The following is a 12,225-nucleotide window of genomic DNA, read 5'->3' as shown; positions in this document are numbered from 1 at the left end:
GCACAGGACCTTGGTCCCAGACGCAGGCTGGATGCGACCGAAATGACCGATTCGGATTTTCGGTGGATGGCCTTTCACCCGCTCTCGACGCCGGGGAGCGGAAGTGTAGACGGCTATTTTGCATTGCCACCCAGCCGGAAGGACTCCCCATGCGGGCGCGCATCTCCTCGTTCGTCACCATCTGCGGCATTGTCGCGGCCAGCATCGTCGGCATCGCCAGCCCGGCGAGCGCCGCGGCGATCCCTGTCACCGACCTGTTGCGGCAACTGACGGTCGCGCCCGAGAGCAACGCCGCGAGCTACGACCGCGACCTCTTCCAGCGCTGGATCGACGCCGACGGCGACGGGTGTGACACCCGATCGGAGGTCCTCCAGGCCGAAACGGCCCAGGCGGTCACCCTCTCATCGGGCTGCACCGTCGCGACAGGTCTGTGGAACTCCTGGTACGACGGCTACGGGTGGTCGAATGCGTCCGACGTGGACATCGACCACCTGGTGCCGCTCGCCGAAGCGTGGCGTTCGGGAGCGTGGTCGTGGACGGCCGAGCAGCGTCGCGACTTTGCGAACGACCTGGGCTTCGACGACGCCCTCGTCGCAGTGACGGATGAGGTCAACCAGGCCAAGGGTGACAAGGACCCGAGCCAGTGGATGCCGCCCTTCCCCGACGCCTCCTGCCGCTATGTCGGTAGCTGGATCTCGATGAAGTTCCGGTGGGCGCTGACGATCGACACCGCCGAGCGGGACAAGCTGGCCCAGGTGCTGACCGGGTGCGGCTCATTCGCCATCGACGTCACTCGCGCCATTCAGGCACCGCCTGCCGAGACATTGTGGCCGCTGTACAAGATCATCTACAGCGCGACGGTGTTCGAGCTCATCACCAACGCGGACGGCTCCACGACTCCCGTGCCTCTGACCTACGCCCGGTGGCGCGATGTCTACCATTTCGCGGCGTTCAAGGCCGCACCCACTGGCTTCGTGAAGTACTCGTGGTCGCCGACCGTTTATGCCGTCACGTTCTGGCCCGGCGGTGAGAGCAAGTGGCAATGGGAGCGGCTGACCTATCCCATCTGGGCCGCGTCCGGCTTCCCGACTCCGCGGAACAACGCCGGCTGGACCATCGGCTCGACGTACTACCGGTGGCAGACCGGTCCTGAGCTCTTTGTCTTGGGCGAGGACGGCGTGAAGCACAAGCTCACGGCTGCCGAGTGGTCGAACGCCGGGAACCGCGCCTTTGCCGTCAAGCAGGGCGGATTTTGGAAGCTCACGTGGGCTGCCGACATCGCCCGGGTAGCGACGACCACCGGCTCTCCGACCGGCACCGCCGTCTCCGGGGCCGAGTGGGCGGCCGAGGGCTACCCCACCCCGTCGTCGGCCGGCCGTTACGCGGGTGACCGGTTCTACATGAACTCGGGCGACTCCAGAATCTGGTACGCCGGCCCGGTCATGAACCGCCCGATCAGCTACGCCGAGTGGTCACGCGCTGGGTTCCCGACTCCCGAGGGCATGCCGACCAGCGGCGGTGGCGGCGGGGCGCCAGCGAACCCGGGCAACAGCAAGAACTGCGATGACTTCACCACGCAGGCCGCAGCGCAGAAGTGGTTCGACACCTACTTCCSGTCCTACGGCGACATCGCCCAGCTCGACGCCGACGGCGACCTCAAGGCGTGCGAGTCCCTGCCCTGACGGCGACCTGCGCCAATCGCGGTGCCGGGTGGTTTCGTCGACGCACCGGCCGTGGGCACGTCACGACGCTGGCGGCTCTGGGGCGGTTCTGCCACGAGTCAGGAAGCCGGCGATCTCCTCGAGCACCCGGTCCGGCGTCCGAGCGGCCCGGGTCGTTCGCCTCCCTGGTCACTACGTCGGGGACGCCCGCGTGGCGGACGATCCCGAGCTGGTACCTGGTACGCGGCCAAGGGGTGACGTGGGGGGTCGGCGTCAGACGAGATGCCGCCCACGCACGTCGCCGGGCGGGCGGCGCTGGTGCGGGACGGACGTCTGCTCGTGGGCGGCCCGGGCGATGTCGAGCCCCGGCGCCAGGACGGGATGCCGCTGCGTCGGCAGGATCGCGATGACCAGGTCGTCCGCGTCGCGGCCCTGCGCGAGCGCGGCCAGCAGGGCGGCGCACGCCTGCTTGCGGTCGAAGATCCCGTCCGCGATGTAGGCGTCGTCGGCGTCGGACCACAGGCCGTACTCGTCGTGGTTCCAGCTGCCCAGTGTGGTGGGCACGATCCGGTCCATCGGCACACCCCCACCGACCACGCTAGACCTCTGCGAGGCCCGTGGCGGTGGCGCTTCCGAACCAGTTCGGGAGCGTCCGGAGCAGGTCCTGCTGGTCGTCGCCGATCCAGACGACGTGGCCGTCCGGTCGCAGCAGAACTGCCGGCGCGTCCAGCTGCGGGCTGACGTCCACGACGAGGTCGATCCGGTCCGTCCACCCGGTCACGGAGAGCTCGCCGGTCTGGTCCAGCAGCAGTCCGCGGCCCTGCCTCGTGAGCTCGTAGAGGCGGCCGCCCCGCGTCAGAGGGACGTCGCGCAGCCGCCGGCCGAGCAGCGCAGGTCCCTCGCCGACGTCGTAGCGGATGCCGGTCGAGGTGACCCTCTCGGCCAGGAACCGGGTGACGTCCTCGAGCTCCATCAGCTCGGTCAGCAGCCGGCGCACGGCCTGCGGGCCGGGTTCGGTGGAGAGCAGCTCGCTCTGGGCGCGGGTGAGGGTCAGCACGTCCTGGGCGACGGGCCGACGCTCCGCGCCGTAGGTGTCCAGCAGCCCGGCCGGCGCCCACCCGGCGACCTCGGCGGCGAGCTTCCAGCCGAGGTTGAACGCGTCCTGGATGCCGAGGTTCAGACCCTGCCCTCCGAGCGGTGGGTGGACGTGCGCCGCGTCGCCGGCCAGGAGCACCCGGCCCTCCCGGTACCGCTCGGCGAGCCGGGTGGCGTCGGTGAAGCGGGACAGCGATCGGGGGGAGTGCACGCCGAAGTCGGTGCCGGTGTACGCCCGCAGCTGCGTGCGGAACTCCTCGAGGGTCGGCGGGACGGACCGATCCTCGGCCACCGTCGCCGCGGGCACGACGGCGCGGTACAGGCCGTCGCCGGCGGGGCCGATGCCGAAGCCCCTCTGGGTCTTGCGGACCTCGGCCGACACGGCCGCCAGCTCGTCCGGCGGTGCGGTCACCGCGACCTCGCCCAGGAGCCACTCGGTCCGGGCGGGCTCGCCGGGGAAGGCTATGCCGAGCAGCCGTCGCACCAGGCTCCGTCCGCCGTCGCAGCCCAGCAGCCACCGCGCGTCCAGCCGTGAGCCGTCGGCCAGCTCGACGCTCACCCCGTCCGAGCCCTGCTCGAGTCCGGTCACCTCGCAGCCGCGACGGATCTGGGCGCCCAGCTCGGCGGCGTGCTCGGTCAGCAGGCGGTCGGTGACCGGCTGGGGGATGCCGAGGACGTAGCCGTGCGCCGTGTCCAGGTCCACCGGGCGGGTCGGCTCGATCCCGGCGAACCGGCCGACCCCGCCTGGGTACTGCTGCCCGTGGGCGAGGAACCGGGCGAGCAGCCCGCGCTGGTCCAGGATCTCGATGCTGCGCGGGTGCAGGCCGAGCGAGCGGACCGCCGTGGTGGGCACCTCGTCCCGCTCCAGCACGAGCACGTCGACGTCGTGCAGCCGCAGCTCGGCGGCCAGCATCATCCCCGTCGGCCCGCCGCCGCTGATGATCACGTCGAACATGTGCCCCTCGATCCCACGGCCTTCGCCACCCGGCGCCGGAACATTCTGGTCGTGGGTGGGGGGATCGCGCCAAGCCAGGGCCTAGCTCTCGGTCACCCGGCGACCGCGTAGGCGCAGGCGCGATGCGACGAACCAGAGCACGAGTGCCGCCACGACCGCGATCACGAGCCACTGGAAGATCCCCGCGTACTCGTCGACGACGTCCCAGTTCTCGCCCAGGAGGTAGCCGGCGCAGACGAAGATCGTGTTCCAGATCGCGCTGCCCGCAGCCGTCAGGAGCAGGAAGACACCGACCGGCATCCGCTCGACCCCCGCGGGGATGGAGATCAGGCTGCGGAACACGGGCACCATGCGCCCGACGAACACCGCGGTGCGCCCGTGCCGGGTGAAGAAGGCTTCCGAGCGGTCGACGTCGGACAGGCTCACCAGGGGGATCCGGCTCACCAGGGCGCGAGTGCGCTCCCGGCCGATCAGGGCGCCCACCAGATAGAGCACGGCGGCGCCGACGACCGAGCCGACGGTCGTCCAGACGATGGCCTCGACCAGGCCGAACGACCCCTGGCTGGCGGTGAAGCCAGCCAGGGGAAGGATGATCTCGCTGGGCAGGGGCGGGAAGACGTTCTCCAGCGCGATGGCGATGGCCGTCCCGACCACGCCGAGCGTCTCCATCAGGTTGACCGCCCACCCGGCGACACCGGTCAGGGCGCTGGGGTCGGTGGCGGTGAGGAGCACCGTCACCGAGAGGACTCCCCGGCCAGCTCGTCCATCCCGTCGAGGTCGTCGAGCTCGTCGAACGGGTCCACCGGCGCGGTCTCCACGTCCCGCTGGGTGATCGTGAGGAAGGCGACCGTGATGGCGATCGCCACCAGGAAGATGACGCTCGTGGTCGTCGTGCCGAGCCCGAGCCCACCGTCGGCCTTGCTCTGGGAGAGCAGGTCGCCGATCGACGCACCGAGGGGTCGCGTCAGGATGTACGCGATCCAGAACGAGAGCACGGCGCCCAGGCGGAACCAGCGGTGGGCGGCCGCGACGACGGCGATGGCGCCGGCGAAGAGCAGCGCGGACGCGAGGTAGCCCAGGGCCAGCCCCTCCGCCAGCAGGTCGCCCGCGGCGGTGCCGAGCGCGAAGGTGAACAGGATCGCGAGCCAGTAGAAGACCTCGCGGCGGGTGCTGGTGATCGAGTGGATCGAGAGGGTGTGCTCAACCCGGTACCAGACGGCGAACGTGATGCCGAGGGCGATCGCGAAGACGACCGTGGTGACCCACAGCGGGACGCCGACGACGTCGACGAGGTTGTCGGTGATGAGCGTGCCGACGACGCTGATGAGCACGACGGCCAGCCAGTAGACGGGTGCGACGTACCGCGTCGCGCGGAACTGGGCCGCCAGCGTCGCGACGAGGATCACGCCGACGAGCAGGGTCGCCGTCGTCAGGCTCAGGCCGAGTGTCTCCGTGAGCCAGTCGGCAAAGGTCTCGCCCACCGTGGTGGCGAGGACCTTGATCACCCAGAAGTAGACGGTGATCTCGGGGACCTTGTTGAGCACGCGCCGCGCGGTGCCGGTCGAGGAGGTGTTCTGAGTCATGCACGTACCGTTCCGGTCGGATGCTGAAGAACACCTGAGGTTTGCTGTGTCCTGCTGGGCGGGAGCCGCGCACAGGTGCCACCTCGGCCGCTGGGCGCCCCGCGCTGGGGACCGCTATCACGGGCGCGGCGGCGAGGCCGGCTCAGGCGATTCTCAGTGCCGGTCGCGCACGGTGGGGCGTTCACCATCGCGCACGACCTCATCGGAGCTGCCCTCATGCCCTACGTCCGTCGCTGGCCCCTGGTCTCCGTCACGCTCGGGGTGCTGGCGCTCCTCCTCGGCCTCGTCGCGACGCACACGGTATGGCTCCAGCCGCACGGCCTCGCCGTGGACGTCGAGATCGCGACCGACCTGCGCTCGTCGGCGCTGACGCGGCTCATGCTCGGCGTCAGCTTCCTCGCCTCACCGGTGGTCGCGGTCGCCGTGCTGGTGCTCTGGCCCGGCTGGCTGGTGTGGCGTCGTCGCGCGGTTGCGGCGGCGGCCACGTTCCTGGTGGTCGTCGTCGGCTGGGTGGCCGCGTTCGTCGTGAAGCTGGTGGTGGCGCGCCCGCGTCCGCCGGTCGACCTGGTCCACTCGCTTGCTCCCGAGACCGGCTCGAACAGCTATCCCAGCGGTCACGTGGCCTTCGCGTTCTCGGTCGCGGTCGCCGCCTGGTTCCTCGCCCGGGGGACCCGACGGTCGCGCCCGGTCGCGATCGTCGGGGTCGTGTTCGTCGCGCTCGTCGCGTTCTCGCGGTTGTACCTCGGCGTGCACTACCCGGGCGATGTCGTCGGCTCGGTCCTCGTCTCGGGCGCCGCGATCGTGCTGCTGACCGGGCTCTGGCACGGGTTCATCCGGGACTGGCTGCAGGCGAGGCCGTTGGTCGCCAGGCTCCAGCCCCCGCCGCCCGGGTACGGTCGGGCGGCATCCGGGGATGGACTGGGCGTCGTGGGAGGAGGAGCGTCGGGCTAGTGGCGAAGGTGCTGGTCGTCGAAGACGACGAGGGGGTCGGAGCGCCGCTCCGGCGTGCCCTGCAGGCCAACGGTCACGAGGTGACGTGGCTGCGCACCGGCGTCTCGGCCGTCGTCGAGGCGCGGGCGGTGCAGCCGGACGTCGTGCTGCTCGACCTCGGTCTGCCGGACCTGGACGGCGTCGAGGTGTGCCGTGCCGTGCGGCTGTCCTGCGAGTCCGCGGTGATCGTGATCCTGACGGCTCGCGGCGAGGAGATGGACGTCGTCGTCGGCCTCGAAGCGGGTGCGGACGACTATCTGGTCAAGCCGGTCGGGCTCACCGAGCTCCTGGCCCGGGTCCGGGCACACGTCCGCCGGATGCCGGTCGCCGCCGCCACGGTCGCGCCGGGTGCACCGCCCGCGAGCCTCGCGGTGGGCGCGCTGAGGATCGACCTGGGTTCGCGTCGGGTGCACCTCGGCGGCGTCGAGGTCCAGCTGCGTCCGAAGGAGTTCGACCTGGTCGCCAGGCTGGCCGCGGAGCCGGGTGTGGTGGTGACCCGCGAGCGGTTGATCTCGGACGTCTGGGACGAGAACTGGTTCGGATCGACCAAGACCCTCGACGTGCACGTCGCCGCGGTGCGGCGCAAGCTGGCCGGCGCCGACCGCGATGCACCCGCCCCGACGATCACGACGGTGCGCGGACGGGGTTACCGGATCGACCCCGAGCCCGCCGACGTCGTCTCGTCCTGAGCGGTGCTCAGGCCGCCCGCAGGTCGGCGGCCGTGGTCCGGGCGGTGATGTGGGAGGCGAACCAGACGCAGGCGGCGGCGACGGCGGCGACCGCGACGACCACGGTGAGGCCGAGGTACGCCCACGGGACGGCGAGCGCGTCGGGCGGCGGGTCGAAGACGCCGTTCAGGACCTGCACGAGCATCCGGGACAGCGCCCAGCCCACCAGCGCTCCCATGACGACTCCGCCGGCCGTGACGATCCCGGCCTCGGCCAGGACGAAGGCGCGCAGCTGCCGGCGCGAGGCCCCGAGCGCGGACGCGAGCGCGAAGGTCCGACGCCGCTCGGTCAGGGCCAGCACCAGGACGAGGCCGCCGGCCGCGGCGGCGAGCACCACCGCGAAGCTCAGCTCGACCCGCGTCAGCCCGCTCAGGTCGACCGCGGTGAGGCTCGAGCCGATCACGGCGCGGGTCGACCCCAGGTCGCTGACCTGGGCACTCGTCCCGACGACCTGGCGGACTCGGTCCCCGACGACCCGTTGGTGCGCCGCGCCGGTGTCCAGCAGGAACAGCTGGACGGCGTCGCTCCCCGTCTGCTGGGCGACGTAGTCCGCGTTGGCGACCAGGAAGCTGTCCCGCGGTGCGGTCGGGAACTCCAGTGCCACCCCGGCGTAGTGGAACGGGACGGTGACCAGCGCCCCGGTCCGCGCGTCGACGAGGCGGAGCCGGACCAGGTCGCCGGGGTGCAGCTGGAAGTCGGTGACCGTCTCGGCGCTGACGAGCAGGTTGTCCGGCTGTGCCGCGAGCGTGCTCATGAGGTCGCGAGCCGACCCGCCACGGAACCACGTGTCCTGCAGGTGCACGGCGTCGGCGACGGTGTCGGGCCGGACGCCGTACAGGTCCTGCAGGTCGGAGCCGACGTACGCGTACCGGTGCTGCAGCGGCTCCGCGGCGCGCACCCCGGGGACGGCCGCGAGGCGGGCAGCCTGAGCGGGGCCGAGGTCCGCGCCCGGAGGCCCCGTGACGGTGACGTCGGCGCCGTTGGTGAGCTGGGCGTCGACCTCGGCCTGCTGGTGGTACGTCGCGTTGAACGTCGCCGTCGAGGCCGCGAACGACAGTGCCAGCGTGAGGAGGACGACCGCGTGCGCGACGGGCCCGCGCTGGCGGACCAGCGTCGCGCCGACCGTGCCGGCCAGGTGACCGGCGACGGGGCGCAGCGCGCGGGTCAGGAGCGGGCGCCCCCGCGTCAGGAGGAGGTCCACCAGGCGCCACGTCAGCAGGGCGGCGCCCGCCCACAGCAGGGCCGGCCCGGCGAACACCCAGTAGCTGACGGACAGCTGGGGGACGCCCTCGGGCGCAAGGACCAGGGCATAGCCCGACGAGCGGGTGAACCACAGGATCGCGCCCGCGCCCGCGAGCAGGACGGCGTCGAGCCACCAGCGCATCCACCGCGGCCGCGTGGCGCGGCCGGTGGCAGCGCGCCCGGCCGCGACGGTGTGTGCCCGGGCCGCGCGGCGGGCGGGCACCAGGACGGTGAGGGCGGCGACCACGAGGCCGGCGAGGACGGCCAGCACCGTCCACGCCCAGGCGGCCCGACCGGCGCCGAAGCCCCACGAACCGAATCCGAGCCGTCCGACGAGCAGGCTCGCCGCGAGGCCCAGCACGCCGCCGGCGACGCCGACCACGGCCGCCTCGACGGCCGCCAACCGGGTCAGGTCCGCGAGGGAGGCCCCCCGGGTGCGCAGGAGTGCCTGCTCCTGGGACCGACGGGTGGCGCCGGTGCCGGTGACCATCGCGGTGAGCAGGCCGGCCAGCACCGCGCCGGGCAGCCCGAGGAAGAGGAACAGTGCCTGGGCGTAGAGGGCGTCCTGGCGGGCGGCGTCGAGGGTCGCCCCCAGGTTGTCGCCCACCTGTCCCGCTCCCGCGAGCGTGACGTCCATGTGGTGCGCGGCACCGGTCGCCGCCGCGTAGGCCGCCGCCGGGTCGGTCGGCAGCGCGTGCGACCGCTGCACGTGGACCTGGGAGGTCAGCTGCTCGGGGTGGTCGGCGGCGACCGGCGCCATGACGTCGGCGAACAGCCCGCTGGGCAGAAGGACGACGTTGTCCGGCGGTGCGGTGGCTCCGCTGCCGGCGGGGGCGCCCACGGTCTGGAACAGCGAGTCCGCGAGCGGCAGCTCGACGACACCCGACACCTGCACGGTCACGGGGTCGAGTCCCGCGCGCGCGATCACGACCTGGTCACCGGGCCCGGCGTGGAGGTTGGCGGCGGTCTGCTGGGCGAGCAGCGCGCCGGACGTGTCGCCGGTGAGCAGCCGGATCTCGGCGGGGAACTGGGTCGCGTAGTCCATGGGGACGCCGAGCACCTTGCCCGGGCCGGTTGACTGGGTGGTGCCGCCGGTCGTGGCCGTCAGGCCCGGCGTGGCGGCGAACGTCACGACCGAAGTCGCCTTCGTGCCGGGCTCGGCTCGCACGGCGTCGTCGACGGTGGCCGGGGTCGTGCCGGCAGCGACCTGGACCTGCCAGTCGACGTCGACCCCGGCGGCTGCCCGGGCGGTCATCGTGGCCTTGGAGGCGGCCAGGAAGCTCCCCAGGCAGGCGAGGAGGGCGACAGCGACGCCGACGCCGGTCGCGGCGGCGAGCATCGCGCCCGCCCGACGGTGCAGCAGCCCGCGCAGCCAGACGCCGCTCATGCGAGGACCCCGTCGTGCATCGTGAGCCGGCCGTCGCGCATGGTCCACCGGGTGCCGAACCGGGCAGCGACGGCGGGGTCATGGGTGGTCAGGACGACGGCGGCGCCGATCTGCGCCGCGGCGACGTCGAGCACGTCGAGGACGTGCGCCGCGGTCGGATGGTCGAGCTGACCGGTCGGCTCGTCGGCGAGCATGAGGCTCGGCCGCACCGCGACGACGCGCGCGATGGCGACGCGCTGCGACTGACCGCCGGAGAGCTCCTCGGGCAGCTGGGCGGCGAGGTCGGCGACACCGACCAGCTCCATCGCCTCGTCGGCACGCCGTGCCGCTTCGTCCTCGTCGACGCCAGCCAGCACGAGGGGGAGCGCCACGTTCTCGCGGACGTCGAGCGGCGGCAGCAGGCTCGGGCCCTGGAAGACGAGCCCGAGCAGGCCGGCCGCAGGGCGACCGCCGTCCCGGTGCAGCGCGAGCCCGGGCCACGACACGGTGCCGGCCGTCGGCTGCTCGATGCCCGCCATCAGGTGCAGGAGCGTCGACTTGCCCGACCCGGACGGGCCGAGCAGGGCGATCCGCTGGCCGGCCTCGACCGTGAGGCTGGCGGCGTGCACGGCGACCACTGCCGTCCGGCCGCTGCCGAACGTGCGGGCCACCTCGGTGCAGACGACGACGCTCACGCGGCCACCTGACCGTCGACGAGGCGGACGACCCGGCCGGCGGCGGCTGCGACGGAGGGGCTGTGGCTGACCACCACGACCGCGCTGCCCGCTCGCGCCAGCTCGCGCAGGAGGTGCAGGACGCGGGCCTCGGAGTCGGAGTCCAGCTCGCCGGTCGGTTCGTCGGCCAGCAGGATCGTCGGGGAGCTTGCCAGGGCGACGGCAAGACCCGCCCGCGCCGACTCACCGCCGGACAGCTCGTGGGGGAGCGCGGACGCGCGGTGGTCGATCCCGAGGGACTCCAGCAGCGCGTCCACGGGGCGCCGGACGCCCGGACCGAGCGCCTGTACGAGCCGGACGTTGTCGCGGACCGACAGGTGGCCCACGAGGTTGGACGCCTGCCAGAGCATCCCGACGTGCTGGGCACGCAGGCGTGCGCGCTCGGTCTCGGCCTGATGACTGATCCGCGTGCCGTGCAGGCGCACGTCGCCGCCGGTCGGCTCCTCGAGGCCGGCCAGGCACGCGAGGAGTGTCGACTTGCCCGAGCCCGAGGGCCCCGTCACCGCGACGAGCTCCCCGGCATCGACCGTGAGGCTCACGCCGCGCAGGGCACGGGTCTCCTCGTCGCCGGCTCGGTAGAACTTGTACAGGTCGTGGGCTGCCAGCGCAGGGTTCGTCGTGCTCGTCACGCCGACCACGCCAGAGAGTCGCTGACGATCTTCCACGGGTCGACGTTGTCGGCGCCGACCGGGCCCGAGAGCGTGAGAACGACCAACCGACCGGCGTGCCAGAACTCGTACCGCTCGAATGCGTCGTGCACGACCTTGCCGGTGACCGGGTCGGCTGCCGCGTCGCCCTCGTACGTCGCCAGGATGCCGTTGCCGGCCGTGCGCACGACTCCTGTGACGTCGCTTGCCCCGTAGGCCGGCGTCGACGAGGAGATCGTGGCCAGCTCGGCCGTCACCGAGTCGAGCGTCGGAGCCGACGGGGTGCTGGACGACTCGATGCGGATCGCGTTGAGCTTGTCCGTGAACGTGACTGCACCGCCCGAGTCGGACGAGGCCCACCCCTCCGGCACCTTCACGCTGAACGCGCCCGAACGGTCGGCGTAGGCGACGTACACCTGGTTGTCAGGGATGTCACCGGCGGGGTTCACCTCGGGCCCACMCGGCGTCACGGACTGCGCTGAAGCGGGGGAGTCGGACGACGACGGTCCGCTGCAGGCGCCGAGCGCCACGACGCCGACGACGGCGAGGGCGGCGAGCCGGCGGACCGGCCGGCCCGGTCGGACGGTGGTGTGCATGGTGGCTCCCGGGGTCGACGTGTTCTTCGACGCTAGGAGCGGCCCGATCAGCGGCGGGTGTCCGCCGGGCAAGCGTGGGGTTAACGACGTCGGGGGACACCACTCGAGCAGCGGGCCGGAGCTATCGTCGGTCGCCAGCATCGACGTCTGCGGTAGGAGAGCCGTGCAGCACCGGATCGTCAGGCTCGCCCTCGTCGTGACCACGGTCGCGCTCGTGGTGCTGGGTCTGCCGCTCGCGGTCGCCGCGGCCGGCCTGCTGCGCGCGGACGAGGTGGCCCGGCTGGAACGGACGGCGCTGCTCGGCGCCGGGCAGGTCAACAGCGCCCTCGGTCGTGACGACGCCCTCGAGCTGCCGCGGGTCCCGGCGGGGGTGCAGCTCGGCGTCTACGACCTCGGCGGTGCGCGGGTGGCGGGCGCCGGTCCGGACCGGGCCGATGCGGCGACCCGGTCGGCGCTGGCCGGGCACACCAGCGACGACGTCGTCGGCGGACGGACGGTCGTGGCCGTGCCCGTGCGCGACGCCGAACGGGTCATCGGGGCGAGCCGGGCGGCCGGCGCGCTCGGTGCGGTGGCGCAGCGGACCGCCCTCGCCGTCACCGCGATCCTCGCGGCGGCCGCGCTCGCGCTC

12 protein-coding genes are annotated in these 12,225 nt (G+C 72.8%); 4 read left to right on the top strand and 8 right to left on the bottom strand.

Translation table 11 applies throughout. The annotated features are described in order from the left end of the window. The first annotated feature begins 149 nt into the window (after positions 1–149). Positions 150–1,682: an HNH endonuclease family protein gene (locus tag ACXJKG_RS05065; RefSeq protein WP_456844675.1), complete on the top strand. Its 1,533-nt coding sequence runs from the start codon at positions 150–152 to the stop codon at positions 1,680–1,682. A 252-nt stretch (positions 1,683–1,934) separates the two neighbouring features. Here the strand turns inward: ACXJKG_RS05065 and ACXJKG_RS05060 are convergent, their stop codons facing one another. From ACXJKG_RS05060 to ACXJKG_RS05045, 4 genes are all read right to left on the bottom strand, one after another. Further along, the gene (locus ACXJKG_RS05060; RefSeq protein ID WP_456844674.1) at positions 1,935–2,225 is read right to left on the bottom strand and encodes a hypothetical protein; all 291 of its coding nucleotides are present in this window, start codon (positions 2,223–2,225) and stop codon (positions 1,935–1,937) included. Positions 2,226–2,259: 34 nt separating this feature from the next. Beyond that, positions 2,260–3,711, bottom strand: coding sequence for a rifampin monooxygenase (gene rox / locus ACXJKG_RS05055; protein WP_456844673.1), 1,452 nt, complete (start codon positions 3,709–3,711; stop codon positions 2,260–2,262). A gap of 81 nt (positions 3,712–3,792) precedes the next feature. Beyond that, on the bottom strand, positions 3,793–4,449 hold the full coding sequence (locus tag ACXJKG_RS05050; protein WP_456844672.1) for a DedA family protein: 657 nt from the start codon (positions 4,447–4,449) through the stop codon (positions 3,793–3,795). Next, on the bottom strand, positions 4,446–5,294 hold the full coding sequence (locus tag ACXJKG_RS05045) for a COG4705 family protein (RefSeq protein WP_456844671.1): 849 nt from the start codon (positions 5,292–5,294) through the stop codon (positions 4,446–4,448). The genes ACXJKG_RS05050 and ACXJKG_RS05045 overlap by 4 nt, the downstream gene beginning before the upstream one ends. Before the next feature lie 216 nt (positions 5,295–5,510). Here ACXJKG_RS05045 and ACXJKG_RS05040 point away from each other — a divergent pair, with 216 nt between their 5' ends. Both ACXJKG_RS05040 and ACXJKG_RS05035 read left to right on the top strand, forming a co-directional pair. After that, a complete protein-coding gene (locus ACXJKG_RS05040) occupies positions 5,511–6,245 on the top strand; it encodes a phosphatase PAP2 family protein (RefSeq protein ID WP_456844670.1) in 735 nt (244 codons plus the stop codon). Continuing rightward, complete coding sequence (locus ACXJKG_RS05035) at positions 6,245–6,973, top strand: response regulator transcription factor (RefSeq protein ID WP_456844669.1); 729 nt, start codon at positions 6,245–6,247, stop codon at positions 6,971–6,973. The genes ACXJKG_RS05040 and ACXJKG_RS05035 overlap by 1 nt, the downstream gene beginning before the upstream one ends. Before the next feature lie 7 nt (positions 6,974–6,980). Here the strand turns inward: ACXJKG_RS05035 and ACXJKG_RS05030 are convergent, their stop codons facing one another. From ACXJKG_RS05030 to ACXJKG_RS05015, 4 genes are read right to left on the bottom strand one after another with little or no spacing between them, the layout of a single operon-like run. Next, on the bottom strand, positions 6,981–9,641 hold the full coding sequence (locus ACXJKG_RS05030; protein ID WP_456844668.1) for an FtsX-like permease family protein: 2,661 nt from the start codon (positions 9,639–9,641) through the stop codon (positions 6,981–6,983). Next, entirely contained in the window at positions 9,638–10,315 is a 678-nt protein-coding gene (locus ACXJKG_RS05025) for an ABC transporter ATP-binding protein (protein ID WP_456844667.1), read from the bottom strand. The genes ACXJKG_RS05030 and ACXJKG_RS05025 overlap by 4 nt, the downstream gene beginning before the upstream one ends. Continuing rightward, positions 10,312–10,983 (bottom strand): ABC transporter ATP-binding protein, encoded by a 672-nt coding sequence (locus ACXJKG_RS05020; protein WP_456844666.1) that lies wholly within the window; start codon positions 10,981–10,983, stop codon positions 10,312–10,314. Before ACXJKG_RS05020 ends, ACXJKG_RS05025 begins: the two co-directional genes overlap by 4 nt. Next, entirely contained in the window at positions 10,980–11,597 is a 618-nt protein-coding gene (locus ACXJKG_RS05015) for a hypothetical protein (protein WP_456844665.1), read from the bottom strand. Before ACXJKG_RS05015 ends, ACXJKG_RS05020 begins: the two co-directional genes overlap by 4 nt. A 163-nt stretch (positions 11,598–11,760) precedes the next feature. Here ACXJKG_RS05015 and ACXJKG_RS05010 point away from each other — a divergent pair. Continuing rightward, a partial coding sequence (locus ACXJKG_RS05010) for a hypothetical protein (protein WP_456844664.1) occupies positions 11,761–12,225 on the top strand: 465 nt, incomplete at its 3' end.

Source organism: Cellulomonas sp. P5_C6 (genome assembly GCF_054049635.1).
This window is presented reverse-complemented; position numbering and strand designations above follow the sequence as displayed.

Bases quoted from the DNA above. Each gene is read 5' to 3' on its own strand.
- rox (WP_456844673.1), bottom strand. From the start codon at position 3,711: ATGTTCGACGTGATCATCAGCGGCGGCGGGCCGACGGGGATGATGCTG.
- ACXJKG_RS05045 (WP_456844671.1), bottom strand. From the start codon at position 5,294: ATGACTCAGAACACCTCCTCGACCGGCACCGCGCGGCGCGTGCTCAAC.
- ACXJKG_RS05040 (WP_456844670.1), top strand. From the start codon at position 5,511: ATGCCCTACGTCCGTCGCTGGCCCCTGGTCTCCGTCACGCTCGGGGTG.
- ACXJKG_RS05030 (WP_456844668.1), bottom strand. From the start codon at position 9,641: ATGAGCGGCGTCTGGCTGCGCGGGCTGCTGCACCGTCGGGCGGGCGCG.